This is a genomic window from Demequina aurantiaca (assembly GCF_050598105.1).
Lineage (GTDB): Bacteria > Actinomycetota > Actinomycetes > Actinomycetales > Demequinaceae > Demequina > Demequina aurantiaca_A.
This window is the reverse complement of sequence record NZ_CP192436.1, coordinates 2,111,425-2,131,020: the sequence shown is the minus strand read 5'-3', so window position 1 is coordinate 2,131,020 and position 19,596 is coordinate 2,111,425. Positions and strand designations below refer to the sequence as shown.

Sequence of the window (19,596 nt, the reverse complement as noted above, 5' to 3'; positions counted from 1 at the left end):
GGCAGAAACTCGCGATAGGGCCTTGGTTCTACGCCGGAAAGACGTTCACTAGCATGACCACGGGCTCCCCGTCGATCTCTTGAAGCGCGACTGTCATCAGCCAATCTCCGGAGCTCGCGTCGTACAGAACCCCGCCCTCCGACTGCAGGGATTCGTCGCTCTTGGTGACCTCGAATCCCGCAGCGGAAAGCTGATCGAGGTAGGCCTGCTGGGCGGCCTCGTCGGTCACGTAGAACGTAGCCTGGCCCAGCGAGGTGCCGCCGAGTTCCTGCCAACTGGCGATGAGGACCCTTCCGTCGGGGATGGGTAGATCCGCTGGCCACTCGTCGGGGAGGCTGCCCCCGCCCAGCACCTCGGCGGCCGCGATGTTGTCGTCCACGTCGCTGTCGCCCGCCTCCGTGGCGGGTTCCGTAGCGTCTGCGGAGTCGCTCGTTGACTCGGTCGCGACACTCGAGGCGGTGGTGTCGTCGGCGCTGTCGTCGCTCCCGCCGCAACCGGCGAGCATCGTGACGGCAAGGCCGGCGACCGCGATTCCTGTGATGGCGTTCTTGGCTGTCATCGTGCTCTCCATTTTCATTGGTCCGCTGAGTTCGAGCATCGGTATTTGCCTTGGCGCACACTGGTGAATCTGAGCGGACGCCGCTTAGCTGTCGGTGGCGGCAACGGTGACTTGCAGTACGAACTCGCCGTCCAGGTCGATCAACCCGACGGTGGCCCCCATGTCGTCGCGCTGAAAAATGCGAATCTTCATGACCTCGTTGTCGAGGGACTCGCCCTCCTCGAAGCCGGCGTTCTCAAGGTTCGACGCCATCTCGTCGAACGCGTCTGTGCCGCTCACCTTGATCTGGGCCATCTGCCCGTCGTCCTGGGAGACCGCGAGCAGGATCTGGCCGTCGGGGAGCACCACGTCCGAGGGCCAGTCTGCGGGAAGGTCCGCGCCTGATCCGTCGAGGTCGATTTGAACGTCACCGCCGGTGAGTTCCTCGGCGAGTTTCTCGGTCCCGGCCTCCGCGAGGTTGTTTCCAAGCTTTTCGATGGGATTGCTGCACCCGGCGAGAAGCGCAACGGCCGCAAAGGCGGCAACCGTGGTTGCCGCGAGCCCGTGGATGGTTGTAGTGCGCATGTTGCCCCCAGCGCCGCTGCCCCGCACACCCTCGTGGTAGCGAGTTGGGCGTCTCCCATCACCTTGACACGCTGGGCCTGCGGGCACCACTTGAAACCGGACACTTTACGCAAACGTCATGTTGGGGTCGGTTTACTGCCCCCCATCTGGGTGGCACTGGATAGGCACCCCTGCGGGAGTAGGACAAGGCATGCAGGCGGCGCGTCTTGCTAACGCGGTGCGGGCCAGCGGCCACGGAGGTAGGGCGTGGGCCACTGAACGTCGACCCCCAGCTCGTGAGCGGCGCGCAGAGCGAAGTGGGGGTCGCGCAGGAACTCCCTGCCGGCCATGACCGCATCGGCCTGACCACTCGCCACGATCTCCTCTGCCTGTGCTGCGTCCGTGATCAGGCCGACGGCGCTCACCGCCACCCCCGCGTCGCGTACCTGCTTGGCAAAGGAAACCTGGTACCCGGGGCCGGCGGCGATCTTCGCATCGGCCGTCAAGCCCCCGCTGGAGATATCGGCGAGATCCGCGCCCGCGTCCTTGGCCCACGCGGCGACGGTGGCGGTCTCCGAGACCGTCCAGCCTCCCTCTACCCAGTCGGTTGCCGAGAACCGCACGAACAGCGGTACGTCCTCGCCTGCCACGCGGCGCACCTCGCGGGTGACCTCGAGTACTAGCCGGGCGCGGTTCTCGAGCGAGCCGCCGTACTCGTCTGTGCGCTTATTTGAAAGGGGCGACAGGAACTCGTGGAGGAGGTAGCCGTGGGCGGCGTGAATCTCGAGGACCTCAAAGCCTGCATCGAGCGATCGCTGTGCGGCGGTGCCGAACGAGGCGACGATCTCGCCGATCTCGTCCTTGGTAAGTTCGCGCGGGGTGTCATACCCCTGGAAAGCGAGCGCCGATGGGGCGACCGACTGCCAGCCGCCCTCCGACTCGGGCATGGTGCCCGACGCGGCGCGATAGGTCGAGGCCTTGCGGCCGGCGTGGGCCAGCTGGATGCCGGCCTTGGCGCCCTGGCCCTTGATGAACTCCACGATCCCGGCCCACGCGTCGCGCTGCTCGTCGTTCCAGATGCCGGTGTCCCAGGCGGAGATCCGGCCCTCGGGGACTACGGCGGTCGCCTCGCAGAACACGAGTCCCGCGCCGCCGCGCGCCTGCGAACCCAGGTGCACCAGGTGCCAGTCCGTGGGGACTCCGTCCAACTTTTCCACCGCGTATTGGCACATGGGGGCGACCCACAGGCGGTTGCGGAACGTCTGCGAGCGCAGGGTGAAGGGGGAAAAGAGTGCGGAGGGCATGGGTAGCTTTCTTGGGTTGCGGCGCGTTGGTCCAAATGCGTGCGGCCGATGCTCAGGGCAACGGATGGGACGTCTCTGTTATTCCGCATCGTGATGGCTCGCCGCGGCGATGAATTTTCGTTTGCCAAAAGGTAACGAATTTACCGTTTGTTCACCAAGAGTGTGATAAATGCCCTGGTTCATACCACTGTTTTGGCGGGCCAGAGTCGTTAATTTTGTGTTCACTTGGGCGTTTGGCGCGTCGCCGCGCGCTCACGTACGGTCGCCGTTGTCCACCGACGGACGCCCTCACCCCCCCATGTTCGCGCCACTTTGGCGCGGCGTCACGGCGGGCGCCCGTTGGGTCACCTTTGGAAGGAAAATCAGATGGCTTTCTCGACTCGCGCGTTGCGATCCGCTAGCGCGGTGACCGTCGCATTGACCCTGGCGGGATGGAGCGTGGCTTCTGCCGCTTCCTCGCCGGCCGCGGTAACTCTCTCGCTCACTAGCGCCGATGCGGTCGTCAGCGGCTGGGAGGCCGGGGCTGAGGACTGGCCAGTCGATTACGACAAGAGCATCGCAGGCGCAGGCGAAGAGGCTGGTGACGGTGACGAGGCTGGCAGCGACGACGAGCTAGCCGCGGCGGTACGGCTTCACTTGGCCGAGGCGTTCACGGACGATGACTTGGTGGTGCCGGTGCCTGGTGGCAGCGACGGAATCTCCGCCCTCGCCACAGTGGCAGTCGCGGGCGACAGTGCGACCGTGGTGGTAGCCAATACCGCCGTGGACCCGCGCGCCGTCACCATCGACACCTCCGCCTTGGCCGGCTTCGAGTCGGCCAAGGCGACTGCTGCCACGTCGACGGGGCCTGGTTCGATGCGCGACACCGGCCTGACTTCCGGAGTGGAGGGGCTGACCTTCACGGCCAATGCGGCGTCGGTGACCACCGTCAGGCTCGTCCCCTCTGCCGATGACACGAACGCCACCGGCGTCGATGGCGATGACAAGGCGGCGCCAGCCGTGCCGTCCGCGGAGCCTGTGGCTTCCTCGGAGCCCGGCGTACAGACGTCAGCGGCCGCCGCATCGTCCGCTAAGGCTAGGGTGGCCGACGACCTGACGGCGCAGCCGGTGGCCATGAGCGTGCCTCAGGGCTCTACCCTCAAGCGAGTGCAGATGAGCGCGCCGCTGACGGTAGAGCTTCCTGCCTCCGGGTCGGACGCGACGGTCCTTACGCCGGTGACGTGGGACTGGGCCTCCGTTGACGCTGCGGACCTTTTGACGCTCGGAACTATTGACGTAGTTTCCGACCCCTCGCACGGTTTTGTGGCCAAGCTCACCATCACGGTGGTGCCGGCGACCACGGTCAACCTGCTGGGCAACGGCATCGGCTATCACTACACGGTCCCCGTGGGAGCGATCACGGGGCTGTTGTTCGATGGCAACCGCAGCAACGCTGGCTTCAACAATCAACGCTCCGGAGGCGCCACCAATCGCGACAACCCGAGCCGCGTCAACGTGTTCTTCGACGAGCCGCAGGTGGTGACGGGGGCCGGAGTGTTCGCGCTCGCGAATACCAACCAGAACCGCAACATCGGTGCCGTCACGGTGCAGTACCGCGACATCACCGGCGGCTGGCGCGACGTCCCGACCGAGGCTGGGTGGCCGGTCGCGAATGAGGAGACGGCGCTCGACTTCGAGTTCGTGGCAAGTGAGGCCGTACTGGCGACGGCGCTACGCGTCTTCGTGAGCTACAAGACCACCAACACCTGGATGGGCCTCTCCGAACTGGAGATCTACGGCCCCCAGGCTGCCAACTAACCTTCGCGACTGACCTGAAACGAACAGGAACAACCATGTCTTTCTTCACTAACCGAATCACCCGGGCGACTGCGGGGCTCGTCGCTACGGCGGCCATGAGTGCAGCGGTCGTGGCACCCGCACTGGCCGGCGTGGACGGCAATTCGCTGTTCGCGGCACCCGCTAAAGAGCTCAAGGTCGCGGCAGAGCCCGACGGCATCTCGAGCTTCACGCTCCCGGTGATACCCGACACGCAGTTCTACTCGCGCTACAGCGCGTCGCAGTTCTACCCCAAGTACGGCACCAACCCGTTCGAGGTCCAGAACCAGTGGCTGGTGGACAACCAGGACGCGCTTAACATTCCATTCGTGACGCACGTGGGTGACGTCGTCGACCAGCAAGGGGTGGGCGCGGAGTGGTCCGCGGCTGCCAAGGCCATGCAGATACTCACCGACGGCGGGCTCCAATACTCGGTGGTCCCCGGCAACCACGACGTCGCCAGCTCGGGCTCCCGCTCCTCCGAGGCGAACTCGGGCAACTACCTGGCAAACTTTGGTACGTCCAAGCTGCAGGCGCAGGCCGGCAGCACGCTCGTGGGAACGTTCCAGAACGGGCTGTCCTCCGCGTACATATTCGAGGCCGAGGGACAGCAGTGGATGTCGCTGGCCATTGCGTGGAATGCGTCGGACGACACGTTCACGTGGGCGCAGGGGATCCTTGACCAGTACCCCAACACCCCCACCATCCTCACCTCGCACGCGATCCTCAACATCGCCCAGGATCAGGAGTCGCCGGCGTCCTGGTGGTGGGGAGACCTACTGTGGGACAGCGTGATCAAGTCGAACGACCAGATCATCATGACGGTCAACGGCCACTTCCACGGGGCCACCCAGCGGACCATGACGAACGACTTTGGCAACCCGGTGTACCAGGTGTTGACCGACTATCAGATGGCGGCGGACGGCGGCAATGGCTTCCTCACCACGCTGGAGTTTGACCTGACCAATAACAAGATCGACGTGGAGACGGTGTCCCCCTGGATCACCTTCAAGGACCCCGCGGCGCTCACGTCCAGCGACTCGCCCACCCGTGACGGCCGCTGGCAGTCCTTCTCGTTGGATCTGAACTTTCAGGACCGCTTTGGGTTCAGCGCAGACCCGGGCCTCGAGACTAAGGCGGACCTCTCCGAGAAGGCAAGGGAGATCGTCTTACAAGGCTGGGAGGGTAACGACGGCGCGGGCGAGCGTTTGGCTGCGGGTTCCGCAGAGGACTACGTCAAGGTGGACGGCACCGTGGCGCACTGGCGCTTCGGTTCGATCGCGCCCGGCGTGGTCGACGAGAGCACCGAGGTGCCCGACATCGCGGGTGGCTCGCCCATGTACCGCAACGCACCGGAAAACACCGACAACCCCGACGAACTGGGCGACGTCTATGTCTCTGACTCCAACGTGGCCTACTACGCGTCCGACCGTGGCGCGATCTGTTTTGACAATGTCTCGCGCAACGACCCGGCTGGTGAGCGCCTGGCGTTCATCAGCACGGAGTACGGCGCGCCCGCTACCTTTGCTGACCTGAACTCGACAACCGGGTACACGCTGGAGACTTTCTTGCAGCTCGATGCGGACTGGGCCGAGGGCGACCACCGGTGGGGTGCCGCCATCACCCGTGGTGGTGCGCGTCAATGGACCGGAATTAGGGACAACGCGGACGCTGGCGCCGGAGTAGCCTGGCTGGGAATTTCCAGCCTGCGCGAGTACCAGTTCAGCGCGGGCGACTCCGATACGGGCAACTCGTACACCTTGTGGTCGGGCGAGATCATCCAGAGCGCGTGGCACCACGTCGCGATCGTGAACGACCCGGTTGCCGACACCGCGATCATGTATGTGGACGGCGTCCCGGTGCTGCGCAACGCATCGGGCGTGGGTGGAATGGTCGCCGCGGACTACATGCCGTGGATCATCGGTAGCTCGACGTGGGACACGGAGATGGACCACGGCTGGGCCGGCTGCGTGGGGGAGACCCGCGTGGTCGATCACGCGCTGTCCCCGGACGAGTTCCTGTACAACCGCGTCGACCTTGACGCTGGCGGCAGCCTGACAATCGCCGATGCTCCGGAGGGTGAACTTCCCGCGGGCACCACCGTGGCAACGTTCTCCGGCACCGGTCACCCCGGCGCACAGGTTCGCGTTGACGTCGCAGGCCCTACGCAGGCGGCAGCGGCTCTGTTTACGGCGTCCGAGTCGGGTACGGCCACCACGCTAGGGCGGGCGACCGTGGGCGAGGACGGCACGTGGAGCCTCGCTCTCGACGCGCCCATCGCTGACAGCGGCGCCCACTCGCTCGCGCTCGTCCAGAGCCTGGGATCGCGCGATGGGGCGGCCGCAGCGGTGGCCTTCAGCATCGTGGGTGCGGCGACTCCCGGCGGGCCTGAGACTCCGACCGTTCCGGGTGGCGATGGTGACCCGGACGTGCCCTCCGATAACGACGGCGGAAACGGAAACGGAGACGCGGACGGTAGCGGATCCGGCTCCGAGGTAGATGAGGCAGCCGCCCAGGCCGATGGCTCCGGCTCGCTCGCCACGACGGGTGTGAACGTGGGGCTAGCAGTACTCGTGGCATTCGCGTTGGCCTGCTTGGGACTCGTTCTGGTGAGGCGCTCGCGCTCGAACCTCGAGTAAACCAACCGCAGACTGTGGGCCCGGCAGCGTTGATGCCGGGCCCACAGTCGTTTCCGGGTCGCGTCTATACGCGCGGGTTCCGGCAGTAGAACGGGATGGTGCCCATCGGTACCGGGCCCGCAGTCGGGTCGCGGTAGCCGGCAAGGCGAAGCTCGCGAGTGCCCCCGGCAGGATTCGAACCTGCAACCTACGGATTAGAAGGCCGTTGCTCTATCCCTTGAGCTACGGGGGCCTGCGCGTGGCGCCGATTGCCGCGCCACCGCACTAGATTATCGGGACGTCGGGCCACACGCGTACGGCGCGTGGTGCGAAGAGCGGTCAGCAGTGGTGAACTGTACTTAAAGCCAGGCGCGATAGCCTTGTGTCGACTTTGTGAGGAGGCATCCGGTACGCATGAGCATTCGGCCCATCAAGACGTGGGCGTACCCCGGTGCGCTCCTGGACGCCCTGGTAGACACGCGCCGCGTGGTCTCCGAGGTGGAATTGCCGCTGCCCACGGGTGACGATCAGCAGTCTGCCGAGATCATCACCAAGATGCTCGACCAGCTCGATCACCACCTCATTCCGCGTGTTCGCGAGGAGGCTTCTCCCGCCATCGTGGTGGTCGCAGGGTCTACCGGCGCCGGCAAATCCACGGTGGTCAACGCGCTCCTCGGCGAGCAGCTCACCGCCTCTGGGGTGCTGCGTCCCACCACCAAGGTGCCGCACGTCTTCCACCACCCGCTCGACGGCGCGGTCCTCAGCGACGTGGCCAAGCTCGGCAACGTCATCGCGACCGAGGCCGTCCCGCGCGGACTCGCCATCGTCGACTCCCCGGACCTGGACTCGGTGCGCGGCGAGAACCGCGAGGCAGCGCAGAAGCTGCTCGAGGCCGCCGACCTATGGGTGTTCGTCACCACGGCCGCTCGCTACGGCGACGCGGTCCCGTGGGATGCGATCCGGCAGGGCGCCGACCGGGGCGCATCAATCGCCGTAGTGCTTAACCGAGTGACGATGGACGTGGCCGCCCAGGTGCGCCGCGAACTGGTGGAGCGACTGCGCGGCGAGGGCCTCGAGACGCTGCCGCTCTTCATCATCCCCGAGGACACCGACGCGCGCGGCTCCGTGCCGCAGGACGTCGTGGGCGGACTCGGCAGGTGGCTCGACTCTGTCGCCGCCGCATCGGCCGCCACCATCGTCGAGCGCACGCTTCACGGCGCCACCGAATCCGTCAAGGAGTGGCTCGAGGCGCTCGCGGAGGCGATGGACGATCAGGCCGCGGCCGCGAAGGATGTGCGGTCCGAGGTGCGCCGATGCGCGGCTCAGGCCGAGGCCGATGGCGGCACCGACTGGTACCTGCAGATCCCGACCGGCGCGGTGAGCTCGCGCTGGGAGCAGGCCACCGCCGAGGGCGGCGCGCTGTTCCGCCTACGCAACTCGATGTGGACCAAGCGCCGCACCGCGCGGGAGGCGCGAGAGACCGCGCTGCACGAGATCGAACGCGACATCATCGAGGCTGTTGAGGCGTCGCTGACGTTCTCCGCCGCATCGGCTTCGGACGCCATGGTTGCTACTTTGACCGGCGACCAGGTCGAAGAGGGCGACGTCAACAACGCGGGCCAGTGGCTCGCGGCTCAGCGCGACCCTCGGGACGCCCGGGCCGCCCGGGAGAGGGCCGCAGCGGACGCGGCGCGCTCCTGGTTGGCGACGTGCGACGAGATTGTGAAGGAACTGCCGGGCGCCAAGGGCGGCATCTCCGTGGTCGGCGAGCCGGGGCTGAAGACCACCATGGCATCGGCCGCGCTGGGCGTAGAAGCCGCGCGCACGGCGCTGTCCCTACTGGTGGCCCCCTCCATGGCGGAGCCGCTCGAACGGGCACGCGAGGCGCTCGCCGCCGCCCGCCGTTACGCGATTAATCGCGAGGCGCTGGACATGATGAAGCCGACTGACGTCGCGTCGCTGATGCCCGATGCGTCGGCGCGGGTGCGGTTGCGCCGGGCCGAGCTGCGAGGCCTGCTGTGAGCCCCACCTTCCAACACCTCCCGCCACGCGACGAGACCTCGGCGATGCGTGACCGCGTGGACCTGCTGCGGTCCTCGATGGAGTGGGCGAAGGAGGCCATCCCCGTCGACGTGCGCACCCGTGTCAATGCGACCATCCAGCGCTGCGACGAGCGACTAGAGCTGGGCATCGACCACACGGTGGTCGCGCTCGCGGGCGGCACCGGGTCGGGTAAGTCGACACTTTTCAACGCGCTCGCGGGCGAGGATTTTGCGATTCCCGGCGTCGCGCGACCCACGACTTCGCACGCCAGTGCGGTGGTGTTCGGCCCTCCCGCCGATCCGCTGTTGGACTGGCTGGAGGTCGCCCCCAACCGTCGCCTGGCGGTCGAGACCTTCGTGGCCCCGCCCGTTCCCGTCGAAGACTCGCAGGACGCATCGGCGGACGATGCCGAGGCCGGCTTGGGTGACCACGACGACGCGGGGCAACGCGGCGCGACCGGGTACACGCGGACGTATGCCACTCACGGTGGTTCGGGTAACGCCGCGCAGAACGGGCCGCTGGGCGGCCTGATCCTGTTGGACCTGCCCGACCACGACTCGGTCGAGGCCGCCAACCGAGCGGTGGTGGACCGCATCGTGCCGATGGCTGACCTGCTGCTGTGGGTGGTCGACCCGCAAAAGTACGCGGATAACGCGCTGCACGAGGCGTACCTGCGCGCCGCGAGCGATCACGGGCGGCCGTCGCTGGTGGTGTTGAACCAGGTCGACCGACTGTCCACCGCGGACGCCTGGGCGGTCGCCAAGGATCTGCAGGGGCTGCTCGAGGAAGACGGGCTCACCCAGGTGCCGGTGATTCCCGTCAGCGCCAAGACCGGTCAGGGGATGGACGTGCTGCGTGCAGAACTCGCCGGCGCTGCGGCGCAACGAACCGTAGCCGCGGAGGCGGTGAGGGCGGACCTGGTGTCCGCCGGCCGTGGACTGGCTGGCGCGCTCGCGCGCGACGCCGACCCGCGTGTGCCAGACATCGAGGAATTCGTAGGGGCGTTGGCCCGGGCCGCGGGAGTCGACGCTCGCGCCGAGGCGTCAGCGTCCGTCGCCGCCGGTCGTGCCAAGAACGTCCCGCCGATGCGTCCAGTGCCTCTCGCCGCCGTCGAGCGCGAGCGACTGGATTGGGTTGATGAGGCCACAGCCGGGCTTCCCGTGTCCTGGCGAGTCGTGGTGGGCGAGGCCGTCGTCGGCTCGCTCAAGCTGACGGACGAGATCAACGAAACCCTCAACGCCGTGCAGTGGCCGGAGGTCGCCTACGCCGGCGGTCTACGCGGATGGCTCTCTCGCGCCACGTCTGGAGCCGCCGCATCCAAGTCCGTGCTGGCCGTTGGGCGCGAGGCCGTCCGCAGGGCCGTGACGCCGCTGGTGATCGAGCCAACCGAGATGATTCACCAGGCCTACCGCGTGCTGGACGAGCTGACCGAGCTCGAGTAGTCGGCCCGGCCGCTCGGCAGGGACTCTCCCTGCCCCCACCTTCGCTCGTCACTGATGTCCCCAGGTGGCGCCACCGCGGTGTCTGTCCACGAAGATGGGCGCACCTCGGCCAGGCTCGCAGCCACCGCGCCAGCCTTGACCTAGTCGCAGATCGCGACTGCGTCAAAGGAGGGCGCTATGAATGACCTCACCATGACCGTTTCAGGATGGGTCGCCACAGACCCCAGGCTCGTGCTCAGTGCGACGGGCGTCAACATGTGTACGTTCCGACTCGCTTCCACGTCGCGATATCTGGACCGCGACAAGGGGGAGTGGGTCGACGGAAGGACCGAATGGTTCTCCGTTCGCGTGTTCCGGGCCGCCGCGACCCTGGTGTCGCGGTCGATCGCCAAGGGCCAGCCGGTGACGGTGGCCGGCAGGTTCAAGACCAACGAGTGGGAGGCCGAGGGCGGACCTCGCACCGACCTCGTCCTCGATGCCATGAGCGTGGGGCACGACCTCACCCGCGGGGTGGCCACCTTCACGAGGGCTACGGCGGAGGACGCGGATGCGGAGCCCAGGACCACGCCGGAGGACGCCGGCAAGTCGGTCGCCGACAGCGTCGAGCTTAATGGCGACGGTGACAACCAGGATGAGGAAGAGGACGTGGTTGAGGAAGAGGACCAGACGGCGGCCTAGCTCATCAGCGAGAGCCGCGCATTGGCGCGGGGTGGGTCCGAGGCGGGTGTGTCGGAGGGTCCCGCCTCGCGCCCGCTCGCCGTGGTGACTTGCCCCGAGCGCGTAGGCTGTATGGGTATCCCACACGGGCGCTCGCGCGCCGACCCAAACCTCACGGAGTTTCAGTGGCTGAGTTTATTTACACGATGTACCAGGCGCGCAAGGCGCATGGAGACAAGGTCATCCTGGACGACGTCACGATGTCGTTCCTGCCGGGCGCCAAGATTGGCGTCGTGGGCCCTAACGGCGCAGGTAAGTCCACGATTTTGAAGATTATGGCCGGCCTTGAGCAGCCCTCGAACGGCGAGGCGCGGCTCTCTGACGGCTTCACTGTCGGCATCCTGATGCAGGAGCCCACGCTCAACGAGGAGAAGACCGTCCTGGGCAACGTCCAGGAGGGCGCCGGCGAGACCATGGCGAAGCTCCAGCGCTTCAACGCTATCTCCGAGGAGATGGCCAGCCCCGACGCGGACTTCGACCGGCTCCTCGCGGAGATGGGCGAGCTGCAGGAGTTCCTCGACCACGCCGACGCCTGGGACCTCGACTCTCAGCTCGAGCAGGCGATGGACGCGCTGCGGTGCCCGCCGCCGGACTCGCCCGTGACTCACCTCTCGGGTGGTGAGCGACGCCGCGTGGCGCTGTGCAAGCTGCTCCTAGAGAAGCCAGACCTGCTACTGCTGGATGAGCCCACTAACCACCTCGACGCCGAGTCCGTGCTGTGGCTCGAGCAGCACCTCGCCAAGTACCCGGGCGCAGTGCTCGCCGTGACTCACGACCGGTACTTCCTCGACCACGTCGCGGAGTGGATCTGTGAGGTCGACCGCGGCCGCCTGTACCCGTACGAGGGCAACTACTCGACGTACCTGGAGAAGAAGCAGGAGCGCCTGAGCGTCCAGGGCAAGAAGGACGCGAAGCTCAGCCGACGTCTCAAGGAAGAACTCGATTGGGTGCGCTCCAACGCCAAGGGTAAGCGCGTCAAGTCGAAGGCCCGCCTGGGGCGTTACGAGGAGATGGCTGCCGAGGCAGAGCGCGGCAAGAAGATGGACTTCGAAGAGATTCAGATTCCGCCGGGGCCACGTCTTGGCGACGTCGTCATCGAAGCCAAGGACATCAACAAGGGCTTCGATGGCCGCACGCTCATCGACGGGCTCAGCTTCACGCTGCCGCGCAACGGCATCGTGGGCGTCATCGGCGCCAATGGTGTGGGTAAGACCACGCTGTTCAAGACCATCGTTGGCCTCGAGCCGCTGGACGCCGGCGAGCTCAAGATCGGCGCCACCGTCAAGCTCAGCTACGTCGACCAGAGCCGCGGCGGCATCGACCCCGACAAGAACGTGTGGGAGGTCGTCTCCGACGGGCTCGACTTCATCAAGGTCGGCAACGTCGAGCTTCCGTCGCGTGCCTACATCGGCACCTTTGGTTTCAAGGGTCACGACCAGCAGAAGAAGGCCGGAGTGCTCTCCGGTGGTGAGCGCAACCGTCTCAACCTGGCGCTGACGCTGAAGCAGGGCGGCAACCTGTTGCTGCTCGATGAGCCCACTAACGACCTCGACGTGGAGACGCTCGGGTCACTGGAGAACGCGTTGCTCGACTACGCGGGCTGCGCCGTGGTGATCTCTCACGACCGGTGGTTCCTCGACAAGGTGTGCACGCACATCCTCGCCTACGAAGGCACCGAGGAGAACCCGTCCAACTGGCACTGGTTCGAGGGCAACTTCGAGTCGTATGAGGAGAACAAGGTGGAGCGCCTCGGCGCCGACGCCGCCCGTCCTCACCGCGTCACGTACCGCAAGCTCACGCGCGGCTAGTTCACGCACCACCGATCGCGCCAGTCGGGCCCCTACAGCTGAGTCTGTAGGGGCCCGACTTGTCCGCGCGATAGCGTGTGGCCATGAGCCGAATTCATGTTCCTGTGACGCTGCGCTGGTCGGACATCGATGCCTACGGGCACGTCAACAACGCCGAGATGTTGCGGCTGCTCGAGGAGGCGCGCATTCGCGCGTTCTGGGCCGACGAGGGTGCGTCGGTCGGCGACGCCCATTCCACCGCGGTCATTGCTGGTGGCCCCGGCGCCCAGACCATCACCCTGATTGCCGGCCAGCAGATCGAGTATTTAGCCCCGGCTCCCTACGGGCGCCGACCCCTCGACGTGCAACTGTGGATCGGGCGGCTTGGGGGAGCGAGCCTAGAGATCTGTTACGAGGTGCGCTCTCCTCGCGACGAGGATCCTCAGGCGGTCTACGCGCGCGCCTCGACCACGCTGGTGCTGGTTGATGCTGTCACCGAGCGGCCACGCAGGCTCACAGTTGAGGAGCGCGCGGCCTGGGCCGAGTACGTCGACGAGCCGGTGCGGTTCCGCCAGCGCTGATTCTCGCCCGGCGCTCTCCCGTGCGAGAGTGCCACGAACGGCACGGGGAAGACCGCCTGCACCGGTCAAATTGCTACACAGGGCAAACGAAAAGCGCCGGCCACCCCTTGAGGGGTGACCGGCGCTTTTGATGCGTCTAGATCAACGCGGTGTGGCGAATCGCAAGACCTTAAGCGGTCAGCGAGTCAACCCACTCCTGGTTTGCTGAAATCCAGTCGGACACGATGCCGGCCTGGTCAGCCTCGTCGGCACCGTTGAGCTGGTTCTCCAGCTCGTACAGGTGCTCTGAGTCCATCTTGAAGTTGGTCATCCACTCGGCGACCTGGGGCATGTCGTCCGCGAAGCCGGTGCGTGAGTAGGTGAAGATCTCTTCTGCCTCGCCCATAAGGCCATCGGGGTCCTCAAGGTTCTTGAGGTCGTAGGCGCCGTACGCCCAGTGTGGCTCCCACAGGGTGACGGCGATGTTCTCGCCATCCTTCTGTGCGCTGTCAAGCTCTGCGAGCATTGCGGGGGTTGAGGACGTGATGAAGTCCATTCCCTCGAGGCCGTAGGCCGGAATGGCGTTTTCGGTGGCGGCGGTGAGGCCGGCGCCGGGCTCGATGCCAACGATGCGGTTGTCGAACTCGTCCGCGCTAGCGGCGAGGTCTGCAAGCGAGTCGATCGGTGCGTCGGCGTTTACGGCAATCGTGAGCGCAGCAGCGTCGAACCATGCGCCGAGCTCGACGATGTCCTCGCCAAACGTGTCAACGTACTCGGCGTGGGTCAGTGGCAGCCATACGTCGGTGACCAAGTCGTAGTCGCCGTCGGCGACGCCCTGGAATGCGGGAGCGGCGTCAGCGTAAGCCAACTCGACGTTGTAACCCTTGTCGTTGAGGATCGACTGCCAGAGCAGCGACGTAGCCAGCGACTCGTCCCAGCCGTTGAAGACGGCCATCGTGATGTCGCCGCCCGCAGCCATCGCGGTTGCTTCGCCCGTTGCGGACGTCGAGGGCTCGGTGGTGGCGTCGTCGTCGCTCGAGGAGCAACCGGCGAGTACCAGTCCTGCAGCTGCAGTTGCCGCAACAATTGCGGTTGTGCGCTTGAACATGTATTTCCTTTCTGAGCAAGCAGAATCTCCACTTGCTATGCACCCGGTGTCGTACCTATGACACGGTGCGCGCAGCCGCTAGACGGCCGCGAAGTTTTGAGGTTTACGTGACGGGGTTCAGGTCGAACCGCAAAGAGTCCTACATCCCGCCGGAACGGCGCGGGCCCTTGTCGACGATTTCCTGAGCGTCGAGGCGAGCCTGCTCGTCGGCCGACTTGGCGTCGATCTGGCGCTTGCGAAGCTTCGAGTACAGGCCCATGTTCTGGCCGAACGATCCGGTGAAGCGGTCGAGGATGACCGCGAGTACAACGATGGACAGGCCGGCCTCGAAGCCGAATCCCACGTCCAACTTGCCAAGCGCCTTCGTGACCTCGCCACCCAGGCCGCCAGCACCGACAAGTCCGGCGATCACGACCATGGAGAGCGCCAGCATGATGATCTGGTTGATGCCGGCCATGATGGACGGCATCGCGAGGGGAAGTTGAATCTGGCGCAGGATGCGACGCGGTGAGGCGCCGAAGGCCTGGCCGGCCTCTACGACCTCCTCGTCAACACCGCGCACGCCGAGTTCGGTGAGGCGCACGCCTGGAGCCATCGCGAAGATAATCGTCGAGACGATTCCTGCTGCCACTCCTACCCCAAACAAGGCAAGTGCCGGAATCAGGTAGACGAACGCGGGCAGGGTCTGAAGAAAGTCGAGTATTGGCTTCAGGGTCTTGGACACCGTGTCGTTACGGGCGGCCCAGATCCCGAGCGGGATCGCAATGATGACGGCGAGGAACGCGGCGACGAGCACCAGCGCGACGGTGTCCATCGCGTTCTCCCACTGGTTGACGCTCAGAATAAAGAGCAATCCAACGACGACTCCGATCGCGAACTTCAGGCCCCGCGCAAACAGCGCGGCCGCGGCAATCGCGAGGATCACGACGAGCGCCGGAGGCGTCGCGAAGATCCAGAGAATTGTGTCGTTGAGCCAGACGAAGAGTGCCTTAAGAGCGTCGAAGAGCCACGCTATGTTTTCTTCGATCCAGTCGAAGAACGAGGCGATCCAAGTGCCTACGGGAAGACGGAAATCCATCAGCGGGCCTCCTTGACAAGAGTGGTCGAGCCTTCGTCGGACGCATCTAGCGCCTTAGTGACCAAGGCGGTCGGAAGCGGGTCGGGGCGTGGAGAGGCGTCGGCGTCCGCGTCGGGCGCGCCGCCCAGCGCCGCGAGCAGGGTGACCCGGGGGATCACCCCGGCGAGGCGGTTGCGTTCGTCGTGCACCGCGAGCGGCAGCGCCGCCTCGATGGACGGAATGAACAGTTCCGCGAGGGCGGTGTCGTGAGCGACTGCGCCGTGGTTGGTCTGTATAGCGGTGGACAGGTCTCGGTTACCGGCGCGGACCAGGTCGAGGACGTCGCGGTCACGCACCCAGCCGACTAGCGTACGGTCGCGCTTGACGACGTACGCCGCGGAGAGCTGCTCATCGCGCATTACGGTGAGCGCGGCGTGGGGGCCGCTGCCGTCGTGGATCACGGCGCGAGGCTTGCGCATGACCGACTCCGCGGTCAGCACGCGTGAACGGTCGACGTCCTGGACGAACTGCTCGACGTACTCGTTGGCCGGGTTGGTAAGGATGTCCTCTGGGGTGCCGATCTGCACAATGCGGCCGTCGCGCATCACAGCGATGCGGTCGCCCAGGTACATGGCCTCGTTGAGGTCGTGCGTGATGAAGACGATGGTCTTGCCGAGGTCCGACTGGAGCTCGAGCAACTGATCCTGCATCTCGCGGCGAATCAGCGGGTCGAGCGCGGAGAACGCCTCGTCCATCAGGAGCACCTCGGTGTCCGTGGCAAGTGCGCGGGCTAGGCCTACGCGCTGCTGCATGCCTCCGGACAGTTCGCTGGGGTACTTCTCTTCCCAGCCGGCGAGGCCGACGATCTGCGTGATCTTGCGGGCCCGGGCCTGACGGTCTGCCTTGTCGAGCCCCTGGATCTCGAGTCCGTACGCGACGTTGTCGATGACGGTGCGGTGGGGAAGGAGTGCGAAGTGCTGGAACACCATCGACACCTTGTGGCGTCGAATCTCGCGCAGCTGAGCGGCGGTCACGCCGGTGATGGACTCGCCGCCGATCTCCACGGTGCCGGACGTCTGGGGGTGCAGGCCGTTGAGCATGCGGATCAGCGTCGACTTGCCGGAGCCGGACAGGCCCATGACCACAAAGATCTCGCCGGTGCGGACCTCGAAGGACGCGTCGATGACGGCAGCGGTGGCGCTGCCAATCTCGTCACGGGTGGCGCCAGCTTCCAACTTGGCCACGGCATCGTCCGCGTGGCGGCCGAATACCTTGTACAAATTCTTAGCGCGCATGGCTACGTTCTCGGTCACGGTTCTTACCTCAGCTCCCGGGTCAAAATCCCGGTGGTGCTCACGGCCTCGGCTTAGCGATGGACTCGCAGCCGTCGGACGGCAATCACGGGCCCCTGGGCGCCACCATCGGGGCGGCTGCCTTCACTAGCCATGCGCGCACATCAAACATGTGGTGCAGCGCGAGGCCTGGGCTTTTCGTTGGCACCCCGATCGCGACTAACGCGGACCTCGAGGCAGCACCCACACGGTAACAAGTCTGAGCGCGATTTGGCAAATCTCAAGTCAAGAAAAGGTCACAGAATGGTAACGGTACCTGGTGCGATTGCCGTGGTTTAGCAGGGGGCTTGGAGGTTGCGCGGCTAGCTTTCGCCCGGCATCCTGATCATGCCCTCTTGGGACGCCGAGGCGATGAGCCGGCCGTCTTCTGAGAAGATCCAGGTCCCGCCGAGTCCGCGGCCGCCCTGTGCGGTAGGGGCGTCCTGGACAAAAAGTAGCCATTCGTCGGCACGCGCTGGGCGGTGCCACCACATGGCGTGGTCCAGGCTCGCAAAGCTCAGGCCCTTGGTCTGCCAGGAGGCGCCGTGGCGACGTAGGAGCGGCTCGAGCATCACCTGGTCGCACCCGAACGCGAGGAGCGCGCGGTGCATGAGGTCGGAGGCGTCGATGTTCTTGCGCAGACGCACCCAGGTGGTCTGGTACTGCTTGGGCCGCCGGTCAGGAGACATCAGGATTGAGCCCTCGACGTGCCGCAGGTCGAACGGGGTGCGCTCGAGCCAGTAGTTCGCAGTGGCGTCGCCCGCGAAGGGCGCCAGCAGGTCGACGCTCGAAGTCACGGTTTCGGGTCCCGGCACCTCGGGCATAGTCACGGCGTGCTCGGGGCCGTCCTGAGGGAGCTGGAACGAGGAGATCATCGACAGGATGGGCTTGCCACCCTGGAAGGCGTGCGTGCGCCGAGCGGAGAATGAGCGGCCGTCGCGAAGGTTCTCGACCTCGAAGCTGATCGGGCGCGAGGCGTCACCGGGGCGCAGGAAGTACCCGTGCATCGAATGCAGGTGACGCTCGTCGTCGACGGTGTGCCCGGCGGCGAGAAGCCCCTGCGCGAGTACCTGCCCGCCATAGACTCGACCGCCCGGCATCGGCAGCGAGTCGCCCTCGAATTCCATGTCGCCCAGCCGCCGCAGGTCCAGCGCGGCTAGCCCGGAGTTGACTGACTGGTCGGCCCAAATGTCCTCGACGTGTTCCATCTCAGTTTCCTTCCGTTGGCGGGGTTGGCTCGAACGTGTTGATGAGCGAGTGCGCGGAACGTTCCAGGTAGTCCATCAGCGTCACGGTGTGAATGGGGGACAGCCCGGAGGTCTCGACCGCGACGCGCATGTGGCTGAGCCAGTGGTCGCGGGCATCGGGGTTGATGTGGAAGGGCTGGTGACGCATGCGCAACCTGGGGTGGCCGCGTTCCTCGGAGTACGTGGTGGGGCCGCCCCAGAACTGCTCGAGGAACATCACGAGCCGGTGCTTCGCACCCGTGAGGTCAGTCTCCGGGTACATGGGCCGCAGCAGCGGGTCGTCGGCGACGCCCGCGTAGAACGTGTCGACGATGCGGACAAACGTGTCGTGCCCGCCCACCGCTTCGTAGAAGCTCTGCTCGGGACTGGTGGGAGGACCGTCTCCTATATTCACGCGTGGGCGCCCTTCTCCGTGGTGTCGTCGCCATCGCTGGACGCCGCCGCGCGCGTGGCGACGTCGTCTCCGATCGCCGTCGCGGCGCTGGTGTCGTACATCATCGCCTGGTCGGGCACCGCGAGGCGCAGGGCTCGACGCGCGAAGATGGCGCGCATCTGCCTGCGGATGGCGCGCTGCACGTCCCACTGGGTGGCGGGGTTGACCTGCACCATGAGACGGAGCATGAAGGCGTTGAACTCGAAGGACTCGATTCCCGGAACTTCTGGTTCGGACAGGATGGCCTCGTCGATTTCCGGGTCCGCGCGCGCCGACGCGACTGCGTCGAGCATCGCCTCGCGGGCCGCGTCGATGTCCGTGTCGTAGCTGAAGCGAATCTCGATCATCACGCGCGACCACAGGCGGGTCATGTTTCCCACGCGCTGGATCTCGCCGTTCGGCACGTACCAAACGGTGCCGTCGATGGACCTCAGGCGGGTGGCGCGAAGTCCGACCTGCTCGACGGTGCCGACGGCCTCGCCAAGGTCCACGATGTCGCCCACCCCGTACTGGTCCTCGAGCAGCATGAAGATGCCTGCTAGAACGTCCTTCACCAGGGACTGCGCTCCAAAACCGAGGGCGACACCGGCGATTCCTGCTGAGGCGATGAGCGGGCCCACGGGAACCCCGAGGACCGTGAGCAGGGAGATGGCGACGATCGCGACCGCGAGGATGGTGACCGCCGAGTTGAGGACGGTGCGAATGGTGCCCGCGCGCTGGCGGCGGCGCTCCGCCTCCAGCCTCGCGTCGGTGGTGTCAATACTGGGCATCTTGATGCGGGCCTTGGCTAGCGCCTTGCGAGCCTTACGGCTCTGCCACGGGGTGCCCTCCTCGATTGACCGCGTGATGCCCTTGATGACCCTGCGCGCGATGAACCACAGAATAAACACCACGATGAGCGTCGCGCCAAAGTTGATGGCGGCGTCAGCGGCGTCGTTCAGGAAGTTCGCGAGTGGGGTGGTGCAGTCGGGGTCCGACTGGGGGCAAGTGGTAAACGGAAGAGGTAGCACCCGTCCAATGTAACTGGCTTCT

At 66.1% G+C, this 19,596-nt stretch carries 16 protein-coding genes and 1 tRNA gene; 7 read left to right on the top strand and 10 right to left on the bottom strand.

Annotation, left to right across the window (positions count from 1 at the left end; genetic code table 11):
• Positions 1-28 precede the first annotated feature (28 nt).
• The 3 genes from ACQU6B_RS09660 to ACQU6B_RS09650 all read right to left on the bottom strand — a co-directional run bounded on the left by ACQU6B_RS09660 (position 29) and on the right by ACQU6B_RS09650 (position 2,406).
• A complete protein-coding gene (locus ACQU6B_RS09660; protein ID WP_430867342.1) occupies positions 29-559 on the bottom strand; it encodes a hypothetical protein in 531 nt (176 codons plus the stop codon).
• Positions 560-643: 84 nt separating this feature from the next.
• Positions 644-1,123: a hypothetical protein gene (locus ACQU6B_RS09655; protein WP_430867341.1), complete on the bottom strand. Its 480-nt coding sequence runs from the start codon at positions 1,121-1,123 to the stop codon at positions 644-646.
• Positions 1,124-1,332: 209 nt separating this feature from the next.
• Positions 1,333-2,406: an NADH:flavin oxidoreductase/NADH oxidase gene (locus tag ACQU6B_RS09650; RefSeq protein WP_430867340.1), complete on the bottom strand. Its 1,074-nt coding sequence runs from the start codon at positions 2,404-2,406 to the stop codon at positions 1,333-1,335.
• A 366-nt stretch (positions 2,407-2,772) separates the two neighbouring features.
• On the opposite strand from ACQU6B_RS09650, the gene ACQU6B_RS09645 reads away from it, so the two are divergent.
• Both ACQU6B_RS09645 and ACQU6B_RS09640 read left to right on the top strand, forming a co-directional pair.
• On the top strand, positions 2,773-4,203 hold the full coding sequence (locus ACQU6B_RS09645) for a hypothetical protein (RefSeq protein WP_430867339.1): 1,431 nt from the start codon (positions 2,773-2,775) through the stop codon (positions 4,201-4,203).
• Between the two features lie 35 nt (positions 4,204-4,238).
• Entirely contained in the window at positions 4,239-6,860 is a 2,622-nt protein-coding gene (locus tag ACQU6B_RS09640) for a LamG-like jellyroll fold domain-containing protein (RefSeq protein ID WP_430867338.1), read from the top strand.
• Positions 6,861-7,019: 159 nt separating this feature from the next.
• On the opposite strand, the gene ACQU6B_RS09635 is transcribed toward ACQU6B_RS09640, so the two are convergent.
• Positions 7,020-7,092: transfer RNA gene (locus tag ACQU6B_RS09635), tRNA-Arg, on the bottom strand.
• A 161-nt stretch (positions 7,093-7,253) separates the two neighbouring features.
• Between ACQU6B_RS09635 and ACQU6B_RS09630 the strand changes: the two genes are divergently transcribed.
• The 5 genes from ACQU6B_RS09630 (at position 7,254) to ACQU6B_RS09610 (ending at position 13,409) form a co-directional block, all read left to right on the top strand.
• Positions 7,254-8,861: a GTPase gene (locus ACQU6B_RS09630; protein WP_430867337.1), complete on the top strand. Its 1,608-nt coding sequence runs from the start codon at positions 7,254-7,256 to the stop codon at positions 8,859-8,861.
• A complete protein-coding gene (locus ACQU6B_RS09625) occupies positions 8,858-10,324 on the top strand; it encodes a GTPase family protein (RefSeq protein WP_430867336.1) in 1,467 nt (488 codons plus the stop codon). The genes ACQU6B_RS09630 and ACQU6B_RS09625 overlap by 4 nt, the downstream gene beginning before the upstream one ends.
• Before the next feature lie 177 nt (positions 10,325-10,501).
• On the top strand, positions 10,502-11,002 hold the full coding sequence (locus ACQU6B_RS09620; RefSeq protein ID WP_430867335.1) for a single-stranded DNA-binding protein: 501 nt from the start codon (positions 10,502-10,504) through the stop codon (positions 11,000-11,002).
• A gap of 164 nt (positions 11,003-11,166) precedes the next feature.
• Positions 11,167-12,849, top strand: a complete 1,683-nt coding sequence (gene ettA, locus ACQU6B_RS09615; RefSeq protein ID WP_430867334.1) for an energy-dependent translational throttle protein EttA — start codon at positions 11,167-11,169, stop codon at positions 12,847-12,849.
• Between the two features lie 83 nt (positions 12,850-12,932).
• Positions 12,933-13,409 (top strand): acyl-CoA thioesterase, encoded by a 477-nt coding sequence (locus tag ACQU6B_RS09610; protein ID WP_430867333.1) that lies wholly within the window; start codon positions 12,933-12,935, stop codon positions 13,407-13,409.
• 169 nt (positions 13,410-13,578) lie between these two features.
• Here the strand turns inward: ACQU6B_RS09610 and ACQU6B_RS09605 are convergent, their stop codons facing one another.
• The 6 genes from ACQU6B_RS09605 to ACQU6B_RS09580 all read right to left on the bottom strand — a co-directional run bounded on the left by ACQU6B_RS09605 (position 13,579) and on the right by ACQU6B_RS09580 (position 19,574).
• The gene (locus ACQU6B_RS09605; protein WP_430867332.1) at positions 13,579-14,496 is read right to left on the bottom strand and encodes a glycine betaine ABC transporter substrate-binding protein; all 918 of its coding nucleotides are present in this window, start codon (positions 14,494-14,496) and stop codon (positions 13,579-13,581) included.
• 139 nt (positions 14,497-14,635) lie between these two features.
• Positions 14,636-15,574 carry an ABC transporter permease gene (locus ACQU6B_RS09600; protein ID WP_430867331.1) on the bottom strand — a complete coding sequence of 313 codons (939 nt, stop codon included), beginning with the start codon at positions 15,572-15,574 and terminating at the stop codon, positions 14,636-14,638.
• Complete coding sequence (locus tag ACQU6B_RS09595) at positions 15,574-16,848, bottom strand: quaternary amine ABC transporter ATP-binding protein (RefSeq protein WP_430869233.1); 1,275 nt, start codon at positions 16,846-16,848, stop codon at positions 15,574-15,576. The genes ACQU6B_RS09600 and ACQU6B_RS09595 overlap by 1 nt, the downstream gene beginning before the upstream one ends.
• A gap of 359 nt (positions 16,849-17,207) precedes the next feature.
• Positions 17,208-18,092: an acyl-CoA thioesterase gene (locus ACQU6B_RS09590; protein WP_430867330.1), complete on the bottom strand. Its 885-nt coding sequence runs from the start codon at positions 18,090-18,092 to the stop codon at positions 17,208-17,210.
• A 1-nt stretch (position 18,093) separates the two neighbouring features.
• Positions 18,094-18,525: a globin gene (locus ACQU6B_RS09585; RefSeq protein ID WP_430867329.1), complete on the bottom strand. Its 432-nt coding sequence runs from the start codon at positions 18,523-18,525 to the stop codon at positions 18,094-18,096.
• On the bottom strand, positions 18,522-19,574 hold the full coding sequence (locus ACQU6B_RS09580) for a mechanosensitive ion channel family protein (protein WP_430867328.1): 1,053 nt from the start codon (positions 19,572-19,574) through the stop codon (positions 18,522-18,524). Before ACQU6B_RS09580 ends, ACQU6B_RS09585 begins: the two co-directional genes overlap by 4 nt.
• Positions 19,575-19,596 lie beyond the last annotated feature (22 nt).